This is a genomic window from Haloarcula sp. CBA1122, from assembly GCF_009741785.1.
GTDB lineage: Archaea > Halobacteriota > Halobacteria > Halobacteriales > Haloarculaceae > Haloarcula > Haloarcula hispanica.
Window position 1 is genome coordinate 1 of the sequence record NZ_WPCB01000043.1, and the last position, 18,100, is coordinate 18,100.

The following is an 18,100-nucleotide window of genomic DNA, read 5'->3' on the forward strand; positions in this document are numbered from 1 at the left end:
AACGAGTCCAGGCGCAAACTGGATCGCACGAACACACGGTGGAGTTAATCGAGACTGGTACTATCGCGGTTCGATTCCGTGACTCGACGTTAGGCGGCCACAGCGGTGGGGTTGCCTCCCGTACCCATCCCGAACACGGAAGATAAGCCCACCAGCGTTCCGGGGAGTACTGGAGTGCGCGAGCCTCTGGGAAACGCGGTTCGCCGCCACCATTCATACCTTACATAGCCCACTGAGGAGAGACATCTCTCCCCGGTGGGCTTTCTGTATTTGTACAGAGCGAGAGCTACGTGGCTGGATCGAGAGTTCGCAGACTTGTGAAGTCGAATTGAACGAATTCACAGCACTCCTCGACGGTGTCGCACCTGCTGTCTGTCGAGATGGTCCGAGCGGATCTTGACGATGTACGGCTCGTGTATGCCGTTGATTCCGCCGCGGGTCGCACTACTTGCCAACGCGAGCAGTTTGGTTCTTTGGACGGGGACAATCATCAATCTACAGTACTATCCCGGTCGAGGGAACGGTGATCTGGATCAGGCAATGGCTAATCGAATTCGCTACGCTTAAACGACCGAGTTGACTACCTCTATTCGCGCCAAGGTGGCAGAGTCTGGCCTAACGCAGCGGCCTGCAGAGCCGCCCATCGCCGGTTCAAATCCGGCCCTTGGCTTCCTCGTCTCTTACACCCCCGAGAAGTGCCGGTACGTAACTGTTACCTGCCTTTCTCTATAGACTCGACGTTGTGAACTGTTGCTCGAAAACGGTTGCACACAGAATCAAGACTCTATCGAAGAATACAGTACGGGCAGGCCGCTCATGGAATCCGCTTTCGACGGGGCAACGCCCGACCTATCGGGGTCGCACGAACTATAGTAGCCATTGAAAACCAATGCACACCTGATCGCACTGCCGTCGTGCGATCAGTGTGTAAATCGTTTCGATTGTTACTATAGTGTACGGCCACAAACTGGTTCCCGGGACATTCGAAGCTGGAGTTAGCGGAGATGGGGGCGGCGGAGAAAGATGGATGACGCTGCTGACCCGGTATCAACTCTTATTTGTCGGCACCAGTATTACAGTTGCAATGGGGTTGTTGGGACGGGAAATACGGCGGACAGTCGTCGACAACTACGAACTGCTACTGATTTGTCTGATCGCCATCGCTGCGGTTGGCGGATATCTCACGTATACGGGCCACGTTGCTCCGGGAACGGACACGACTACGCGTCAGGTGTCGTCGTGGCAGTCGTCCGGATCGTTCTCCCACAATGCGACAGTTCGCAACGGTACCTCGGCGTTTCCAGAGGGTGAAGTGCTCGAAGATCAACCTGTGTATCTCCGGACGGTCGCCCCCGTATTGGACGGCGCGTTCACGTACACGTACAGCGCCAGCAACGAAAGCGACCTTACGGCCTCGGCTGACGTGTTTGTTCAGTATCGCTCCGTCGAATCAACCCAGAACGGAGAGCTCGTCTACTGGGAGGTCAAACGACCACTGACACAAGGCACTGTGCAGTCGCTGGCCGCGGGTGAGCGGCTGACGGTTCCGTTCTCGCTGAATGTCAGTCACGCAGCCGAAACCGTTCGACGTATCGATTCGGAACACGGTCAGACGTCCGGTCGACTTGAGATGGCGGTGGTCTCTCAGGTGGCTCTTTCGGGGACGCGCAACGGGCAGTCGGTCGACACGACTCGGACGTATCGCCTCCCGATTATCCCGAGGCAGAGCAGCTACCGGGTCGAAAACGCTGGCCCGGTGCCGAACAGTGGTGACCGAACCGTCGAAGCGCAGGTGGAAAAAGCGTACGGACCGATCTGGACTCTCGGTGGCCCAGTGCTCCTGCTTGGTAGCTTTAGTGGTGCTGCTGCCCTCGTCTACGGGCGCACGACCGACTATCTCACACTGACCGACGCCGAGCGCCGATGGCTCGCATACAAGTCCGCCCGTGAGGAGTTTGACGATTGGATAACCGTCGGCCGGGCTGATCCAGTCGACGACGACGTCTGGACGACTTCAGTTGATTCGCTCGTCGGGCTCGTGGACGTCGCAATAGACACCGAGGAACGTATCATCGAGTCAGATAGCGATTCTGAACTCATCGTGTACACTGGTGACCGACTGTTTCGGTACGCGCCTCCGCCAGAACCCGGAACTGATTCGACTGTGGGAAACAGTGACGCTGAGACACCGGACTGACCGGATTGTTTTACTGCTTTTCGGTGCCGTCGTCGTCGGCTTGCAGTTCGGGCAGTGCATCGAGTTCAGGGACCAGCCGGTACCCGGTCACCGTGCCGACTGCAGCGGAGAACGCGAGCGCCGCAACCAGCTGCGAGACTGGGCCGAAGCCAGCGCCTGAGGCAGCTGCCACGACAAGAACCGTGAGTACGATTCCGGCAAGACCGATCGCGGTCTCGCGGACAGCGACGCGCCGGAACCGGCGACGGCGGTCACCCGGTTGCGTCTGGAGTACCGGGAGGACATCGTGATATCGCGTCTGCACGAGGTAGTTCGTCACTACGACGAGCAGGCCAGCGATGAACGCCCACGGCCCCCAGCTAATTCCGAATGCCGGCTCGAAGCCGAGCGTGAATCCGTTCGGTTCGGCTGACTGTTGACTTTCGGGTGTCGTCGGCACGGGCTCAGCGCCACCGCCGGCCACGGTTTCGGGTTCTTCTTCGCTGGTGGTGGGCGTCTCAGCCGGTTCGTCGGTCGACGTCCCGACACCAGTACCGCTGCCACCGCTTCCGCCGCCAGCGGCTGTTTCAGTCTCGTTCCCGTCATCGTTTACGGTCTCGTTCGTCGAGTTACTGTCCGTCGGCGTTGGCGTCGGCGTCGTGGGATCGCCCCCGCCCTGCGTACCACTCCCATCATCGTTACTGGGTGGCACACCGCCACCACCGCCACCGGTTGACCCACCGCCGCTCCCACCGTTGCTCTCGTCCCCTTCGGTTGACTGCTGTTCGGGAACAGGGGCGGTGATCGATATCGTGCCAGTGAAGTTGCGCTCCGCTGGCGTCACTGCCAGCCCAAAGCGCACTGATTCGTCGGGCTCCAGCGAGACAGTGTCGCCGGCGACTTGTGCTCCGGTGTCCATCCGGTACATGCGAACTGTTTCCGGCTCGCTGTCCAGTTCGACGGTAGCGGCACTATCAGTCCCCTCGTAGCCCGCAAACCCGACGACGAACAGGTCATCGACGCGGGTCTGACCGTTCGGGAGCACTGGTGAAAGACTGATGCGTAGCTGCCCTGTCTCGTCGTATTCGACGTACTGGTCCCCGTTTACCGTGTCAGCGGGAGCCAAGTAGACGCCGGAGTTCCGGTCGGGTGCAACCTCGTCGCCGTCGATGAAGGCACCTGTCGCCATAGCGGTCCCTGCGAGGAGGACGACCGCTGCCATGACAGCGATGAGAGTGCGATTCATAGTTGGTTGTGTCGTGCCGACTGCGTTGGATCTTCGTGTGTGCCTGTATCTGGGCCTGTTGGTCGGCGGCGAGCGCCGGAATCGCGTTTCACTTACTGCTGGACCGCCTCGACGACGAAGGTCACGTCGCTGATCTCGCTGAGATCGTCGCCATCGACGCCGTCATCTCGGAGGTCGACAACGATGTCCAGTTCCACGGTGTCGCTGTAGCCGCCGTCTGAACTCCCGCCGTCGGGGTCGAGCGTGATAGCCTGGTCCGGGCCGACAATCGAGACGCCAGCGGACCCCTCCCGGAAGTCCAGAACTTCACCGTTTGTGGGGTCATCTCCAACCCCAGTAGTGCTGTCATCAATATAGAGGTTGACCTTGGATTGGCTGTTGTTGTCGACCTCCAAAGCGTTCTCGAAGCTGGTCTTCGCTTGTTCGTTGAGATTCGTCTGTTCGAAGTTGATGATATCAACCGACTCGTTTGTGTCCGTCCCGACGATGCTCGTGGCACCGCTCCCCGGGCTGAACCCCACCTGTGCCGATCCGGTATCGCCGGTGACTTCGAGATTGACGTTCCGGTCTGCTTCGATAGAGGTGAACGCACCGGATCCAAACACCGCACCCGTCCCCACACTGGCTGCACCAATACTAAGGAGAAAGCCACGCCGATTCATTGGAAGCTAGTTCACGGCATAGTGGCTTAGTACTGAACAGCGTTAGCGGCTTCAATGAGTGCTTTAGCCGGGCTAATGCAACAAAATAGTAAGTGGTAACCTCTCGATAAGCGAACTGAACATGAAACTGAACCGTAGAAGCGTACTCGGTCTCATCGGGACAGTCGGTATCGGATCTGGCGCGGCGTTCGGCTCTGGTGCATTTAGCACTGTCAGCGCAACGCGTGAAGTCGAAGTCAACGTCGTTGGCGCTGACGGCAACGGCTCCGAGATCGCAACCGAATTTACTGACGTGCTTGTCGACGCGTCCGCCGATGAGGTTGCGCTTCGGAATAGCAACGACGATCTCGTTACCGATGCCACGACCCTGTTTCCGACGAGTTCTGACTCTCTTGCTACCGATGGTGGCACGACTGTTTCGACCGACTACGTAAGCCTCATCGCGAACGACGTATCTGTCGTCTTTGGATACGAGGACGGTGGAACCGACGAACGGCTGATGCCAAACAGTACGTACGACTATGACAGTGGGTTCTTCAAACTGGTCAACAACGACGACGGAAACTCGACGACGTTCAGTGTTGATCTGAGCACCGGCAGCGGCCTTCTTTCCGATATCAACGGGAGCGGCGATACCCACAGCGAAGAGGTGTCTGCGGGCGGGGTTTCTGATCTCTCTGCAACCCTCGAAACGGGCGACAGCGCCCAGGAAACCGAAGACCTGACAATCACAATCACTGAAGTATAACGGGTTGGCTCTGCTGTCCGACTCCCTCACCTACCCATGCCCTGCTGCCGGCGGACGCCCGTCCCTGGCGGTGGATGTCTAGCGTAGAAAACACAGTTACTTACCATTTACAATCAAATACGAACAAAAAATCTATCAAGTAGTGCAGTCTAAACAGAAACATGGGACAGGTGGGGGTTAGCCGGCCAGAAGAGCGACAGCTATCGCGTGATGACGTATACGACATACTGAGCAACCAACGGCGCCGGTACGCTTTACACGCGATAAAACAGGAGGACGAGTGCGCCGAACTCTCTGACCTTGCCGAGCAAGTCGCTGCGTGGGAAAACAACAAGTGCATTCAGGAGATCACGTCCACGGAGCGACACCGCGTGTACACGTCAATGCAGCAGACACACCTCCCGACACTTGAACGCGCGGGCGTCATCACGCACGACAACGGGACAGTTACGATGACCGATACAGCTGACAGCCTTGACGTGTATCTTGATGTCGTCCCGGGGGATTCGATTCCGTGGGCGGAGTACTATCTCGGACTCGCCGCTGTTTCGTTAGCGCTCGTCGTCGCTGTCTGGGTCGGTGTCTTTCCACCGTCGGTTCCGTCGCTCGTGTGGCCGACGGTCATCACGCTGCTGTTTCTCGTCTCTGCGGCGTACCACGTCACGGAGACTCGCCGGCTGCAACTCGGCGCAGCCGATAAGCCACCGGAGTTGTCGGAATGAACAAGAAGTGGACCCGACGTGGTGCACTCGCGTTCATCGCTGGTGGGGCAGGCCTGCTCGCTGCTGAAACATCCGGTGTCACTACCATCGACGCAAAGCGGTCCAGTAACCTGAAAGCGACCGACGGCAGCGATGCACTGCTTGGTATCGACATCGGCCCAGTCAGTGGAATGGACGGCCAGCAAGTGACACTGCTAACGCTCACCAACAACTTCGACCAGCAACTTACGAGTGTTCGTGTCAGCCCCGGTCCCGCTCCACCGTTCGAAACTGTCCAGACGCCGAACAGGCTTCTGCCGGGCGAGAGCGGCGATGTCACAACGACGCTCGCCTGTGACTCAGAAGGGAGTACCACTGTCAACCTTGATATCACTGCTACCGGCGACGACCAGCGTATCGAACTGAGCCGATCGGTTTCAGTCGAGTGTCGCGACCCCAGGGTGTCGTGGTGGCACTTCGAAGATGTTAGCAGAACGGATATCCCGGATTCCTGGGCCGCTGGCAACGATGGCGAACGGGAGTTTAGTTTTGACAGGGACCGCGACCGTTTTTATGAACCAGACCTAGCGACATCCAGTCAGGGCCGCGGCGAAGTGCTCGATTTCGATGGTGACGATGCTGTCACCGTTCCTGACGACGATTCCCTTGACCTGACTGACGACTTCTCGCTCTCTGCCTGGGTATTCCCTCGAATCCAAGGCGGCCTCACACGACTGTTCAGCAAATGGGACTCCAGTGGCGACGATAGCTATCAGTTCGGCTTCGGTGGTGGCTGGAAGGGTTCGGACGACAGAGAACTGCTCATCGAGACCACCGACGATAACAAACTCACGGGTGTTTCGCTGACGAAGAACCAATGGGCACACGTCGTGTGGACCCACGGATCACAGGACAAGGTGTACGTCAACGGGACGCAAAAGGGGCCGACGTTTTCGCTCCCCGATGCGCAGGCGTCCGAACAACCGCTTCGAATCGGTACAGGACTCAATTCTGGCGGGAACGCTATCTATGGATTCGACGGTGCCATGGACGAACCCAAGGTGTACGACGCCGCGCTCACCGCCGAGCAGGTGAGCAATCTCTACAATTCAAGCACGGCAAGCGCAGGTGGTGGCGGCGGCGATATCACCGGCTGAACCCGCGATCATTCACGCCCAAGCAGGCGGCGTACCTGTCGCTTCAGCGGGACCGACCGGTCCCGGCTCCGCTCGCGCGTTGTTCCGAACCCGAAGGTCGCCCCAACTGCCGCTGTGAGGCTTCCTAACACCAGGAGATTGAACGCCCCGATTGCCACCAGCGGGTGGACTCGGTGCAGTCCCGCGATGACGCCCGGCGGTGCTAACAGGAAGTACCGGTGCTCTTCGACGGTCACGACCGCCTGTTCGCCCGGTGGTGGGGCGGGCACCGACAGCGTTGCCGTCGCGGACCCGCCGCGCTGGACGACAAGCCGGTTACGGTCCATCGCCGCGTCCGGGTGCGACGATTCGAGGATGATGAGCATCGTTACCAGTCCGCCGTTTTCGGCAGTGAACTCGCTTTCGACGGTCTCCCCGGGCGTGACATCCTCGCTGGTGCTGTCGATGGTGACGCTGTGAGTGCCGCTCGGAGCGACCATCGCCGCGTTGGCTGGGACGAGAATCAACACTGCCAGTGCGAGTATAACCGTCCAGCCATTGATGGCGTCCCCATCGCGCGAACGAGTCCGTTCTCTGGTCCGCTCCTCGCTGGCCCGGAAGCTGTCGACGAAGACGAGTAGAAACAGCCCGAGCCCGATAGAGATGAACAGTCCACTGAGGCCCTGCCCGCTCGTCAGGTCGCTGTTGCCCGGCCCGCCAATCAATACCAAGCCGCTTTCTGCCGCCGTTCGAGCGGAGCTGATGGCGGTGCCGAGACCGGGGAGCCGGACGACCTGTCCGTTGATCTGGAGTGCTGTCGCGACGACTCGGTCGTCCGTGACAACCGGCTCACCTCCGCTCTGGTCTCTGAAGGGGTTGTTGTCCCCTTTCGTGATGTAGCCGCCGTCGGTCTCCGCGACGACCCGGTGTGTCGTCAGTCCGCCGCCCTGTAGCTCGACCGCTTCGAACACGATGACGTCCCCCCGCTCAATCTCGCCAGCGACGGGTGCAGGAACGGCGACGAACGCGTCGCCCGTGTTCAGCGTCGGCGACATACTCCCTGAGGTCACGTACCCCAGCAGGATCGGCTGCCCGAGGAGTTGCCCGATAACGAGGGAGAGAACGACGAGGACAGCAAGCAGGGTGAACGCGTCCTCGACGGCCTGCCGCAGCATACCTGCAGTAGCCGGTCACAGGTTTTCAACCCTCCGAACAGCGGAGCAGTCGACGCAGTCGCTCATTATCCGAAGCGTACGAAATCGGCGCATGTGGTCTCTGCGCGCGACGCACTGTCGTATGGCGACCGCGTGGCAGGCCAGTTCTGGTCGACCATATCACTGACCGTCTCGATCACTCTGTTTCGACAGGGATCGTGTGGACCTGCCGGAGCGGCGCGATGTGTGCTTTCGCCGCCTCGTCCAGTGGAAAGGTCCCGTGGATGTCGGCCGGGACCTGGCCGTGGACGACACGCCCGAACGGCGCGGCGGCGGTGGGATACACCTGCTCGGCCAACCGGGCGACAGGGGCCGCGACATCGAGGCCTTCCAGCGCTTCCTTCACAGCCGCTTCGCCGACGTGAACGGACTCGCCTTCAATCAGGATGAACGCAAACGGCAGGTCGTCGAACTGTGCCTGGAGAAACGCCTGAATCGCGTCGGACTCCCAGGGGACCGGCGTGATGTCCGTGGCACAGCGGGTTACCGTCTCGGCAGCGCGCCGGAACAGGTCGGTACTGCCGTCGTAGACGAGAAGCGACTGAGTCACACCCCATGTACGGGTTTGGGCCGTTTGAACATTGTGTAGTGTCACAACGGCTTATGCTTCTGTCCCTCTACGTTTCTGTATGGACGCACGGGACGAACCGATGACCAGACTCGCCCGGCGACTCGAAACAGTACTGGAGAGCGCGCTTGCCGATAGCGTGTCGTGGACGGTCACTACTGACGGCCCAGTCGTCGCTCGACTGCCCGACCGCGAGTTCGCGTTCGAGCGGAACGATAGCCCGGATGGGTACCGGTGGACAGTCGTGTTACGCGCGGACGGGGCGGTCGTGAGCAAGTTCGGACCGTTCGAGACGGTCGACGGCGTCGTCGAGCAGGTCGAATCGCTCGTTCACTCAGAGGTTCGGTACACGGTTTGCTGTAACGGCTAACTGTCCCAGCGCCAGCACTACCCATCACGCGAATTCAGCGGCCGCGTTTCGGTCAGCGACACGTCGCTCGTGGGTAATCTCTATACGAACCCCGCACCAACGGATAGGTGTATGAGTTTGCTCAAGAGCAAGCACCTCCTCAACGGGATCGTCTCACTGGTCGTCAGCGTCGGTATCACTGTCTGGCTGGCCGACGACGAGGACGCGCCGTGGAGCCTGACTGACATGGCCATGGCCGTCGCTATTTCGTCGTTCCTGTCCGGCTTTTTCACCAGCTACTTCGCCGACTGACGGTCGGACGACTCTCTGAACAGGGGAACACCGATGCCGTTCCGGCCCGTCCGACTGGTATGGACAAACCAGAACCCGTCGACGACTGGCCCCACCGCCCGTTCTCGCCGACGGAAGCCAGTGCCTTGCTGGAAGACATCGATGGCGCTGTCGCAGTCTGGGTGGTGCACCACGACAACGACGTTCGGTCGGCCGTCGTTCTCGATGACGCCCCCGAGGACGCAGTCATCGACATTGTCGTCGAGACCGAGGCTGCCTTCGAAATGTACAGTTACACGAGCGGCGTGTGGATGGACTACGGTACGCAGCGGAAAGACGATCCGGATGCCCCGTCGATGGCAGGGACGCTCGACAGCTACGACGTTCTCGCTGGCGAGTCCGATATAGCCTGACCGATGCGATACATCGACACCGCCGTTACTGGGGCGAGACGCCCCTACCACCCGTCTATCAAGACACTCGAAAAGTAATCATTAAACGGCGCGGCGACTGACCCTCCTGATATGCAACGACGAGCCGCGGCGGCGTACTTCGCGTTCTTCCTCGTTATCAGTGTTGCTGCGTACGCCTACATCGGCGTCGCGGAGAGTCAGCGGCCGGCGGTGTCGCTCGACGCTGACGCCGAACTGACCAACGAGAGTACGTTCACTGTCGACGGAACGGAATACACAGCCACAAACATCCACATGTCCGGCGGTGGCGGTGGCGGCCACGGCGGCGGTGGCGGTGGCAGCATGGCAGCTGACCTCTCGTGGACGAACGAATCGTCACGGTATACAGCGACGTTAGAGCACAACGCCACGACGACCTACCAGAACGATACCTACCGCGTGCACACTGACAGCAACGAGAGTACGGTGACCCTCGAAGAAGAACTCAACGTCAGTGCGCTCCTCGCCGAGGACACCTCGGTCAAGAACACGCTGGCGACCCAGAACGGGACCGAGTACGTAGTCTACCGGTCGAACAACACGCAAGTCCCGCTGAGTGAATGGCTCCCAGAGCCGGAGACGGTGTCGTTCACCACCGGCGATACCTACCCGCACGCGACCGATAGCGGCACCCAGGAGACCACGATCTCTGAAGTGACCGACGACGGCGCGACCCTCGAATGGTTCGCACCGCGCGAGAACACAATCGAACTTTCGGAGGGTGGGAACGTCACGCTGAACGAGCAGCAGTTCTTCACGCACTTCCCAGACCATAGCACCGTCCAGATCGTCCCGATTCAGCAGTACGACCAGTACCAGACGACGCTCGACCAGCAGGACTACTTCCACGAGCGCAAGAACGGCATCTGGGGCGTCTCGATACTCTCGGGCATCGCTGCCGTGCTGATGCTAGGGATGGCGTATATGCCCGTCCGCGGATAACAAGACGTCTGTTTTCGGCTCTGTTCTCGGCGACTGACTTACGCGTCGGCTGCCCAGCTGATGTACGCCAGTCCGACACCGATCAACCCCATCACGACCGCTGCCGCCAGTTGTATAATTACCGCGCCCATCGACGCGTACGTCTGCCACGGCGTGCTGGCAATCGCAGCGAGCGTGGCGACGACGAGCAGTACGCCCACAGTCACGCCCAACGGGCGCAGCGGTTGCGCGAGTGCGCGCTGAATTGTACCGGTATTTCCGTCCATACTGGTGCCATCCGCCGTCTCGGTGGTAAATGAACCGGTCTCGAACTCTGTCCTGTCGCGCTGCTTCTTGTACACAGAACAGCGGGCCGGGCAGGAGTTGAACCACCTGCACTTCGCTCACTACGTTCGCTCGTGCCGTAGTTCAACTCCTTCCTGCCGGTTCACTCACCGACTCGCGGTGCTTGTCGGTTCGTTGCACGGGCCGGGAGGGAGTTGAACCCCCGACCATCTGGTTAAAAGCCAGACGCTCTGCCTAACTGAGCTACCGGCCCTCGCTATTCGCTCGGGGGAGCGGCGATTAAGACCTTACGGTCCGTCGTCGAAGTACGATTCGATAGCCTCGCTGATGACTTCTCCGGGGGAGGCCCCATCGAGTGCGGCCTGCCGGCGGAGTCGACAGTAGGCGTCGCGGCCGAGTTGTGTCCGCAACTCGCCCAGCGCGTACCCGTTTCTGGCGAGCGCCGCGTCCACGGACGCGCCGTCGTTGACACTGCTGGCAACGGACCGGATCTGGCGGACGGTGAGGTCGTGGTCGAGGGCGGCCCACGCCAGCAGGAGGCGGGACTCGCCGGAGACTCTGGCGATGTGTTTGGCCGCCGTCGGCGCAATTTCTCCCTTGGCGACGTGAATACGGACGGACCGCGGGAGGTCGTGCACGCGGGACCACTTCCGGATGAACGAGACCGAGGCTTCGCCACCGGCCCGTTCGGCAGCGGCCTTGTAGGACCCCTCACCACGGACCAGGGCTGCACACGCGGCCGCGCCGCGCAGAATGAACACGTTGTCGTCGGCGCCGGCGGTGTTCTCGGAGAACTTCTCGACCGTTCTGGCGGCGAGCTCGAGGCTCTCGGGGTCGTCGGGATCGAACTCGATGGCCTCCTCGGGCCGCTGGCCAGTGAGTGCCGGGTCCCCGCGGATGACCGGTTTACCGACCGGTGATTCACGGTCGGTCGATGGAACGTAATTGTCGGGCCCCTCAGGCATCGATACGTGCTTGGGGAGCACCGCACAAAAGTATCCCGTACAGGGGTGTCATACAGGCTATTGTAAGTCATTCCGGGATTTCGCCGACCCGGGCCGGCGCAATTAATACGCAGTCACAACAGTCTGTATCAGTCGTCAGAGGCGCTCTCGCGCTCTTCGCTCATGTGCTCCCAGATTTCTGTGCAACCGCAGCCATCCTCGACGTTGTCGAGGTGGTCTGTGGTCGGCTCTTCGCGTTCGGCGTCGTCGTCGTGGGTCTGTTGTGCGTTCGTCATCGTTTCTGTCACAGCAGCGACCTGCGTGGCCGCCGCGTGGTGTCGTACTCCTTCGTAACGCCCCCACTATCTTAAACACGGACTCTCCTGTAAGCTTGGCCCGCACTGCGACTTACAGGCAACATATGTTCGTATCTCGTACAGATCCCACCAAATAGTGGGTCATTATGTTCTGATACACTCACCGCATGACTGCGGTGGATTCGACCCGATCCGGTGATACTTGTGACCGCCGATGCTCTCAGGTATCTCTGGAATCTAATGATATGTAATGACGACCGACGTTCACCAGCTCGACGACGGGGCCTGGATTTCCGTCAACGACTCGCGGGAAGTGAACGTCTCGGACCTGTGGTTGTTGGCTCGAAGCGACTTCTGTGGGTGTGAGACGACGGATTTCCTCGCCGAGGGGTTCGTAAAAGTGGGCGTGGATTACCCGGATATTCAGGCGCGAATAGTCGGTCAGTGTATCGCCTGCGGTGAAAGCGGTGTTACCGACTGGCTGACGGTCGGCCGCGTCGTAGACCCCGATTCCGGCGAATTCTACGGTGTCGTCCACGAGAGCGTCCATTTTCCGGAGAAGCGAACCCGGCTTGCCCGTCCCGATGAATAGGCAACAATTTCTTGTTTCGGGGAGTGGTGGCGACGGTTGACGGCAAAGTGTGTTGTATAAGTCTGTGAGACTTGTGGAAGAACACATTAGCTATGCCCAGTAAAGTCGAGAAATGGAAGGACGAGGTCTACGGTAACGAGATTCGAGAGCATCTGATGGAGTTCGCAGAGAAGGGCTGGGACGCCATTCCGGAAGACGAGCACGACGCCTGGTTCGAGCGCTTCAAATGGTGGGGGCTGTACCACCAGCGTTCCGGCCAGGAGTCGTATTTCATGATGCGCATCGGGACGCCAAACGGCGTCATCAAGCCCGGCCAGCTCGAAGTCATCGGCGAAGTCGCGAAGGAGTACGCGACCGGCCCCGTCGATAACCCCGAGTTCGGCGAGGCCTACTGTGACTGGACGACCCGCCAGAGCATCCAGCTCCACTGGATCAAACTGGAGGACATCCCGGAGATCTTCGAGAAGCTCGAAGCCGTCGGTTTGGGCACCCAGCAGGCCTGCGGTGACTCCTGGCGGAACATCGTCGGCTGTCCCGTCGCCGGCAAGGACAAACACGAGCACGTCGACGCCTGGCCCGTCGCCGAGGACCTCCACGAGACGTTCAAGGGCAACGACGACTACTCGAACCTCCCGCGCAAGTGGAAGGTCGCCATCGCCGGCTGTGACGAAGGCTGTGGCCAGGGCGACATCAACGACCTCGCCTTCGAGCCCGCCGAGAAGGACGGCGAACTCGGCTTCAACGTCCGTATCGGCGGGGGCCTCTCCCGCAAGGAACCGCGCCTCGCCCGCGATATCGATGTGTGGGTCCCGCCGGAGCAGGCCGCCGACGTGGCCCACGGCATGTCCGCGCTCTTCCGCGACCACGGCGACCGCGAGGACCGCTTCAACGCCCGCATCAAGTTCCTCATGGACGAGTGGGGGCCGGAAAAGATGCGCTCGGTCCTCCAGGACGACTACGTCGACTTCGAACTGTCGACCGCCGGCGAGGACATGCGCGACCAGTACAGCTACAACACCGGGTCCCAGGACGGGCACAACGACCACGTCGGGATTCACGAACAGAAGGACGGCAACTACTACGTCGGCCTGAACGTCCTGGTCGGCCGCATGGGCGCCGACGACGTGCTCGAACTCGCGGAACTCGCCGACGAGTACGGCTCCGGCGAGGTCCGACTGACCCAGCGCCAGAACATCATCGTCACCGACGTGCCCGAGGAGAACCTCGACGAGTTCACCAGCGAACCCCTCCTTGAGAACTACTCCCCGGACCCGTCGCCGTTCATGCGCGGTTCTATCGCCTGCACGGGCACGGAGTACTGCTCGCTCTCTATCGTCGAGACGAAGAACCGCCAGGTCCGCTACGCCCGCTGGCTCAAGGACAACGTCGAACTGCCGGAGGACCACAAGGACTTCCACATCCACCTCTCTGGCTGTACGGCCTCCTGTGCCCAGCCTCAGATCGCCGACGTGTCCCTGCGCGGCATGAAGACCCGCAAGGACGGCGAACCGGTCGAGGCGCTCGACATCGGTCTCGGCGGCGGCCTCGGCGACGACCCGCGCTTCGCCGACTGGGTGGAGATGCGCGTCCCGGCCGACGAAGTCCCCGGCGCGATCAAGAACCTCGTCAACAACTTCGAGGACGCTCGCGAGGGCGGCGAGACCTTCCGTGACTTCGTCGAGGATCGCGACGAGGAGACGCTGGCCGAGATGGTCGAGCCCGAGGAGACGGACTACCACGACCCGTACATGCACAACACGAAGATGACGTGGTACCCCTACGCAGAGGACGACGACATGCAGTCCTCGCCTGCGCCGACCGATGGTGCCGGCGAGCCGCTCCCCTCTGACGACTAAGTCACACTGCTGGGCATTCGCGTCTCGACTGTTGTCGAATTGCGCTGTGACCCGCCTTTCTCACACAGTTTCTCCCGACGCTGTGACCGGGAGCGCGCTCTGTCGCGCGACCCGGGGGGGAGGGCAGGTCTGCCTGAGGATGAGACACAATTTAAGTCACCGTGAACATACCGCAAGCGAAGCGAGCGGTTTCCCCGGACTCGCCGCGGTGTGGCGAGTCCGGCCTTTTTCGTCGACGTTTTTCAAGGAGTGGTTCGCGCTTCGCGCGAACCCGACGCAGAAAAAGGTCGTTGGTAAGCCTTATTCGCGGCACTGGCGTAGCAGTAAGTGGCAGCGGGAGGCCGGCTCCCGTGGCGCAAGCCATGAGGAAAGTCCCCCCACCTGTCGGACAGGTGACCGGGCGCAAGCCCGGGGCGGGAGACCGTCGGCTCTGGAACAGCAACGACACGTCGTCGCCGGACCGATGAGGTGTGCGAATCCCGAGCGAGGCTGGTCGTGCCCCACCAGACGGTGTGGCACGCGGCCAAAGCGAGGGAGAGTTAACCCACCGAGGGCAGTCGCGACCCGGTGACTCCGGGGCGCGCAGTTGTGGACCACATCCGTGCTCCACCCGTGGGCCGCAGACGCCCCACGCATTCCGTGGGCCGCAAACGCCCCACGCTTCCGGCGACGGACCGATGGAACGGCGAAACCTCACCGGTGCAAGGCCGCGTCGACAGGTAGTCCGACGCTGCGCGCGAGCGCTGGACGTGGCCGCTCAGCCGAATGCTGGCCCGAACAGAAGGGGGCTTACTCCCCGCAGCCATACGAGCCTTCGAGCGGCGGGTCCGATGGTTACAAGCCCGCGCCGGCCACAGGCCAGAGTATGACCGCAGCCGACCTTATCGACGCAGTTCGTGACGACCAGCAGACGGAACTCTCCCGACTGGGCTCCTCGAAGACGCTCTATGCTGACACCCGCGGCGAGATGGAACCGGACGTAGTGCTTTCGGCGGCCGCCGCCCGCGAGCAGGCAGCTCACGACACGTTCGACGCCTGGAGCGACGACGGCCACGACGACGCGGCGGTGCTGTTCGCCGATGCGGCGGGCGAGACGGCTGAGCGCCGCGATAGCATCGACGCCGATCCGGTCGACCGGACGCCGGCAATGCACGGCGTGCTCGCTGACCTCGATGGGACCGTCGAACGCCTCGGCGGCTTCGTCGGCTGGTCGCTCGTCGACAAGAAGGTCAAAGAGCAGTACACCGGCTTCTTCACCGGCCAAGCGGACCCACAGACGGCGAGTACGTTCCGCAGCGCCGGCAGCGACGTGGTGGACCTCCGCGACGAGGCCGCCGAACTGCTCGATGCGGTGTGTGAGAGCGACGACGACTGGGACGCCGCGGAGGCTGCTGCTATCGATGTCATCTCGACGGCTTACGACGAATACTTCGAGACGCTCGAAGATCTCGGCGTGAACCCGAAGCCGGTCTGCTAACGCTTCACGAACCACGCGGCTCAAGTCCGTCCAGCCCGATGTGTGGGTAATGAGCGACACCGGCGGACCACTCTCTATCGACCGACCAGATGTCGACCGCGAGTTCCGTGTCGACGCCCCGTTCGAGCCGGCGGGCGACCAGCCCGAGGCTATCGAAGGGCTCGCGTCGGGCTATCGCCAGGGGATGGACCGGCAGACCCTGCTCGGTGTGACTGGCTCCGGGAAGACAAACACCGTTTCCTGGGTCGTCGAGGAGATTCAGCAACCGACCCTCGTTATCGCCCACAACAAGACCCTCGCGGCCCAGCTCTACGAGGAGTTCCGCGAGTTGTTCCCGGATAACGCCGTCGAGTACTTCGTCTCCTACTACGACTACTACCAGCCCGAGGCCTACGTCGAGCAGACGGACACCTTCATCGACAAGGACGCCTCCATCAACGACGAGATCGACCGGCTGCGCCACTCCGCGACGCGCTCACTGCTCACCCGGGACGACGTCATCGTCGTCGCGTCGGTGTCGGCCATCTACGGCCTCGGTGACCCGCGAAACTACATCGACATGTCCCTCTCGCTCGAGGTGGGCCAGGAGATCGAGCGCGACGACCTGCTCGGTCGGCTGGTCGACCTGAACTACGAGCGCAACGACGTGGACTTCACACAGGGGACCTTCCGCGTGCGCGGGGACACGCTGGAGATCTACCCGATGTATGCCCGCTACGCCCTCCGAGTGGAGTTCTGGGGCGACGAGATCGACCGGATGCTGAAGGTCGACCCGCTGGAGGGCGAGGTCAAAAGCGAGGAACCGGCCGCCCTGCTCCACCCGGCGGAACACTACTCCATTCCCGAACAGCGGCTCCAGCGGGCCATCGACGAAATCAAGGAACTGCTGGACCAGCGTATCAGCTACTTCGAGCGACAGGGCGACCACGTCGCCGCCCAGCGAATCGAGGAGCGGACCACGTTCGACATCGAGATGATGCAGGAGACGGGCTACTGTTCGGGTATCGAGAACTACTCGGTCCACCTCTCGGACCGCGAGACGGGTGAAGCCCCTTACACCCTGCTGGATTACTTCCCCGATGACTTCCTCACGGTCGTCGACGAGTCCCACCAGACGCTCCCCCAGATCCGCGGCCAGTTCGAGGGCGACAAGAGCCGCAAGGAGAGCCTCGTCGAGAACGGCTTCCGCCTGCCGACGGCCTTCGACAACCGCCCGCTCACTTTCGAGGAGTTCGAGGAGAAGACCGACCAGACGCTGTACGTGAGCGCGACGCCGGGTGACTACGAGCGCGAACACAGCGACCAGGTGGTCGAGCAGATCGTCCGACCGACCCACCTCGTGGACCCGGCCGTCGAGATCGCGTCGGCGACGGGCCAGGTCGAGGACCTGTTGGAGCGCATCGACGAACGTGTCGAGCGCGACGAACGGGTGCTCGTCACGACGCTGACCAAGCGGATGGCCGAGGACCTCACGGAGTACCTGGAGGAGTCCGGCGTGAACGTCGCCTATATGCACGACGAGACGGACACGCTGGAACGGCACGAACTCATCCGGTCGCTCCGGCTTGGCGACATCGACGTGCTGGTCGGCATCAATCTCCTCCGGGAGGGGCTGGACATCCCCGAGGTGTCGCTCGTTGCGATTCTGGACGCCGACCAGGAGGGGTTCCTCCGGTCGGAGACGACGCTCGTCCAGACGATGGGCCGGGCCGCCCGGAACGTCAACGGTGAAGTGGTACTGTACGCCGACGAGCGAAGCAACGCCATGCAGTCGGCCATCCAGGAGACCCAGCGCCGCCGGCGCATCCAGCAGCAGTACAACGAGGAACACGGCTTCGAGCCGACGACTATCGAGAAGGAAGTCGGCGAAACGAACCTGCCGGGGAGCAAGACCGACACCGGCGGCATTTCCAGCGACGGCGCGAGCGACGCCGACGAGGCCGCCCGCCAGATAGAGCAACTGGAAGAACGGATGCAGGAGGCCGCGGACAACCTGGAGTTCGAACTGGCCGCGGACATCAGAGACCGCATCCGCGAACTGCGCGAGGAGTTCGATCTGGACGGCGGCGACGACAGCGACGGCGTGCCGGCACCCGGTCCGGAGTTCTGACCCGGAATCTAGACTCTGGTCTGACCCGGCTTCT

General features: G+C 61.7%; 19 protein-coding genes, 2 tRNA genes, 1 rRNA gene and 1 other RNA gene. 15 read left to right on the forward strand and 8 right to left on the reverse strand.

Going from position 1 to position 18,100, the window contains the following annotated elements:
- The first annotated feature begins 89 nt into the window (after positions 1 to 89).
- The 3 genes from rrf to GJ630_RS14975 all read left to right on the forward strand — a co-directional run bounded on the left by rrf (position 90) and on the right by GJ630_RS14975 (position 2,197).
- Positions 90 to 212 (forward strand): 5S ribosomal RNA (rrf, locus tag GJ630_RS14960).
- A 382-nt stretch (positions 213 to 594) separates the two neighbouring features.
- Positions 595 to 670, forward strand: a tRNA-Cys gene (locus tag GJ630_RS14965).
- Between the two features lie 414 nt (positions 671 to 1,084).
- Entirely contained in the window at positions 1,085 to 2,197 is a 1,113-nt protein-coding gene (locus GJ630_RS14975; protein ID WP_191450209.1) for a DUF5305 domain-containing protein, read from the forward strand.
- Positions 2,198 to 2,207: 10 nt separating this feature from the next.
- On the opposite strand, the gene GJ630_RS14980 is transcribed toward GJ630_RS14975, so the two are convergent.
- The gene (locus GJ630_RS14980) at positions 2,208 to 3,422 is read right to left on the reverse strand and encodes a hypothetical protein (protein ID WP_064287237.1); all 1,215 of its coding nucleotides are present in this window, start codon (positions 3,420 to 3,422) and stop codon (positions 2,208 to 2,210) included.
- Positions 3,423 to 3,514: 92 nt separating this feature from the next.
- Positions 3,515 to 4,042 (reverse strand): hypothetical protein, encoded by a 528-nt coding sequence (locus tag GJ630_RS14985; protein ID WP_230458818.1) that lies wholly within the window; start codon positions 4,040 to 4,042, stop codon positions 3,515 to 3,517.
- Between the two features lie 163 nt (positions 4,043 to 4,205).
- Here GJ630_RS14985 and GJ630_RS14990 point away from each other — a divergent pair, with 163 nt between their 5' ends.
- The 3 genes from GJ630_RS14990 to GJ630_RS15000 all read left to right on the forward strand — a co-directional run bounded on the left by GJ630_RS14990 (position 4,206) and on the right by GJ630_RS15000 (position 6,690).
- Positions 4,206 to 4,832 (forward strand): hypothetical protein, encoded by a 627-nt coding sequence (locus GJ630_RS14990; protein WP_186764098.1) that lies wholly within the window; start codon positions 4,206 to 4,208, stop codon positions 4,830 to 4,832.
- A gap of 161 nt (positions 4,833 to 4,993) precedes the next feature.
- Positions 4,994 to 5,554 (forward strand): hypothetical protein, encoded by a 561-nt coding sequence (locus GJ630_RS14995; protein WP_050007652.1) that lies wholly within the window; start codon positions 4,994 to 4,996, stop codon positions 5,552 to 5,554.
- Complete coding sequence (locus GJ630_RS15000; RefSeq protein WP_191450210.1) at positions 5,551 to 6,690, forward strand: LamG domain-containing protein; 1,140 nt, start codon at positions 5,551 to 5,553, stop codon at positions 6,688 to 6,690. Before GJ630_RS14995 ends, GJ630_RS15000 begins: the two co-directional genes overlap by 4 nt.
- A gap of 8 nt (positions 6,691 to 6,698) precedes the next feature.
- Here GJ630_RS15000 and GJ630_RS15005 read toward each other — a convergent pair whose 3' ends face one another.
- Together GJ630_RS15005 and GJ630_RS15010 are read right to left on the reverse strand one after the other, a co-directional pair.
- On the reverse strand, positions 6,699 to 7,844 hold the full coding sequence (locus GJ630_RS15005; protein WP_191450211.1) for a signal peptidase I: 1,146 nt from the start codon (positions 7,842 to 7,844) through the stop codon (positions 6,699 to 6,701).
- Positions 7,845 to 8,019: 175 nt separating this feature from the next.
- Complete coding sequence (locus GJ630_RS15010) at positions 8,020 to 8,433, reverse strand: hypothetical protein (protein ID WP_014039249.1); 414 nt, start codon at positions 8,431 to 8,433, stop codon at positions 8,020 to 8,022.
- Between the two features lie 79 nt (positions 8,434 to 8,512).
- Between GJ630_RS15010 and GJ630_RS15015 the strand changes: the two genes are divergently transcribed.
- The 4 genes from GJ630_RS15015 to GJ630_RS15030 all read left to right on the forward strand — a co-directional run bounded on the left by GJ630_RS15015 (position 8,513) and on the right by GJ630_RS15030 (position 10,485).
- Positions 8,513 to 8,821 carry a hypothetical protein gene (locus tag GJ630_RS15015; RefSeq protein ID WP_050037417.1) on the forward strand — a complete coding sequence of 103 codons (309 nt, stop codon included), beginning with the start codon at positions 8,513 to 8,515 and terminating at the stop codon, positions 8,819 to 8,821.
- 111 nt (positions 8,822 to 8,932) lie between these two features.
- Positions 8,933 to 9,112: a hypothetical protein gene (locus tag GJ630_RS15020; protein ID WP_014039251.1), complete on the forward strand. Its 180-nt coding sequence runs from the start codon at positions 8,933 to 8,935 to the stop codon at positions 9,110 to 9,112.
- 59 nt (positions 9,113 to 9,171) lie between these two features.
- Positions 9,172 to 9,504 (forward strand): hypothetical protein, encoded by a 333-nt coding sequence (locus GJ630_RS15025; protein ID WP_191450213.1) that lies wholly within the window; start codon positions 9,172 to 9,174, stop codon positions 9,502 to 9,504.
- A gap of 111 nt (positions 9,505 to 9,615) precedes the next feature.
- Complete coding sequence (locus tag GJ630_RS15030; protein WP_014039253.1) at positions 9,616 to 10,485, forward strand: hypothetical protein; 870 nt, start codon at positions 9,616 to 9,618, stop codon at positions 10,483 to 10,485.
- 38 nt (positions 10,486 to 10,523) lie between these two features.
- Here GJ630_RS15030 and GJ630_RS15035 read toward each other — a convergent pair whose 3' ends face one another.
- The 4 genes from GJ630_RS15035 to GJ630_RS19650 form a co-directional block, all read right to left on the reverse strand.
- Positions 10,524 to 10,751, reverse strand: a complete 228-nt coding sequence (locus GJ630_RS15035; protein WP_023843081.1) for a hypothetical protein — start codon at positions 10,749 to 10,751, stop codon at positions 10,524 to 10,526.
- A gap of 198 nt (positions 10,752 to 10,949) precedes the next feature.
- Positions 10,950 to 11,023, reverse strand: a tRNA-Lys gene (locus GJ630_RS15040).
- Between the two features lie 34 nt (positions 11,024 to 11,057).
- Positions 11,058 to 11,735 carry a hypothetical protein gene (locus GJ630_RS15045; RefSeq protein WP_050037418.1) on the reverse strand — a complete coding sequence of 226 codons (678 nt, stop codon included), beginning with the start codon at positions 11,733 to 11,735 and terminating at the stop codon, positions 11,058 to 11,060.
- A 128-nt stretch (positions 11,736 to 11,863) separates the two neighbouring features.
- Positions 11,864 to 12,010: a hypothetical protein gene (locus GJ630_RS19650; protein WP_008311379.1), complete on the reverse strand. Its 147-nt coding sequence runs from the start codon at positions 12,008 to 12,010 to the stop codon at positions 11,864 to 11,866.
- Between the two features lie 271 nt (positions 12,011 to 12,281).
- Here GJ630_RS19650 and GJ630_RS15050 point away from each other — a divergent pair, with 271 nt between their 5' ends.
- The 5 genes from GJ630_RS15050 to uvrB all read left to right on the forward strand — a co-directional run bounded on the left by GJ630_RS15050 (position 12,282) and on the right by uvrB (position 18,066).
- A complete protein-coding gene (locus GJ630_RS15050) occupies positions 12,282 to 12,623 on the forward strand; it encodes a hypothetical protein (RefSeq protein WP_191450215.1) in 342 nt (113 codons plus the stop codon).
- A gap of 92 nt (positions 12,624 to 12,715) precedes the next feature.
- On the forward strand, positions 12,716 to 14,479 hold the full coding sequence (locus GJ630_RS15055) for a nitrite/sulfite reductase (RefSeq protein WP_050037420.1): 1,764 nt from the start codon (positions 12,716 to 12,718) through the stop codon (positions 14,477 to 14,479).
- Positions 14,480 to 14,808: 329 nt separating this feature from the next.
- Positions 14,809 to 15,283, forward strand: an RNA gene (rnpB, locus tag GJ630_RS15060) — RNase P RNA component.
- A 61-nt stretch (positions 15,284 to 15,344) separates the two neighbouring features.
- Positions 15,345 to 15,956 (forward strand): hypothetical protein, encoded by a 612-nt coding sequence (locus tag GJ630_RS15065; protein WP_014039258.1) that lies wholly within the window; start codon positions 15,345 to 15,347, stop codon positions 15,954 to 15,956.
- A gap of 49 nt (positions 15,957 to 16,005) precedes the next feature.
- The gene (gene uvrB, locus GJ630_RS15070) at positions 16,006 to 18,066 is read left to right on the forward strand and encodes an excinuclease ABC subunit UvrB (RefSeq protein ID WP_050037421.1); all 2,061 of its coding nucleotides are present in this window, start codon (positions 16,006 to 16,008) and stop codon (positions 18,064 to 18,066) included.
- The last annotated feature ends 34 nt before the right edge of the window (positions 18,067 to 18,100 follow it).

Bases quoted from the DNA above. Each gene is read 5' to 3' on its own strand.
- GJ630_RS15025 (WP_191450213.1), top strand. From the start codon at position 9,172: ATGGACAAACCAGAACCCGTCGACGACTGGCCCCACCGCCCGTTCTCG.
- GJ630_RS15035 (WP_023843081.1), bottom strand. From the start codon at position 10,751: ATGGACGGAAATACCGGTACAATTCAGCGCGCACTCGCGCAACCGCTG.
- GJ630_RS15000 (WP_191450210.1), top strand. From the start codon at position 5,551: ATGAACAAGAAGTGGACCCGACGTGGTGCACTCGCGTTCATCGCTGGT.
- GJ630_RS15055 (WP_050037420.1), top strand. From the start codon at position 12,716: ATGCCCAGTAAAGTCGAGAAATGGAAGGACGAGGTCTACGGTAACGAG.
- GJ630_RS15065 (WP_014039258.1), top strand. From the start codon at position 15,345: ATGACCGCAGCCGACCTTATCGACGCAGTTCGTGACGACCAGCAGACG.
- GJ630_RS19650 (WP_008311379.1), bottom strand. From the start codon at position 12,010: ATGACGAACGCACAACAGACCCACGACGACGACGCCGAACGCGAAGAG.
- GJ630_RS14975 (WP_191450209.1), top strand. From the start codon at position 1,085: ATGGGGTTGTTGGGACGGGAAATACGGCGGACAGTCGTCGACAACTAC.
- GJ630_RS14990 (WP_186764098.1), top strand. From the start codon at position 4,206: ATGAAACTGAACCGTAGAAGCGTACTCGGTCTCATCGGGACAGTCGGT.
- GJ630_RS15020 (WP_014039251.1), top strand. From the start codon at position 8,933: ATGAGTTTGCTCAAGAGCAAGCACCTCCTCAACGGGATCGTCTCACTG.
- GJ630_RS14980 (WP_064287237.1), bottom strand. From the start codon at position 3,422: ATGAATCGCACTCTCATCGCTGTCATGGCAGCGGTCGTCCTCCTCGCA.
- uvrB (WP_050037421.1), top strand. From the start codon at position 16,006: ATGAGCGACACCGGCGGACCACTCTCTATCGACCGACCAGATGTCGAC.
- GJ630_RS15005 (WP_191450211.1), bottom strand. From the start codon at position 7,844: ATGCTGCGGCAGGCCGTCGAGGACGCGTTCACCCTGCTTGCTGTCCTC.
- GJ630_RS15045 (WP_050037418.1), bottom strand. From the start codon at position 11,735: ATGCCTGAGGGGCCCGACAATTACGTTCCATCGACCGACCGTGAATCA.
- GJ630_RS14995 (WP_050007652.1), top strand. From the start codon at position 4,994: ATGGGACAGGTGGGGGTTAGCCGGCCAGAAGAGCGACAGCTATCGCGT.
- GJ630_RS15030 (WP_014039253.1), top strand. From the start codon at position 9,616: ATGCAACGACGAGCCGCGGCGGCGTACTTCGCGTTCTTCCTCGTTATC.
- GJ630_RS15015 (WP_050037417.1), top strand. From the start codon at position 8,513: ATGGACGCACGGGACGAACCGATGACCAGACTCGCCCGGCGACTCGAA.
- GJ630_RS15050 (WP_191450215.1), top strand. From the start codon at position 12,282: ATGACGACCGACGTTCACCAGCTCGACGACGGGGCCTGGATTTCCGTC.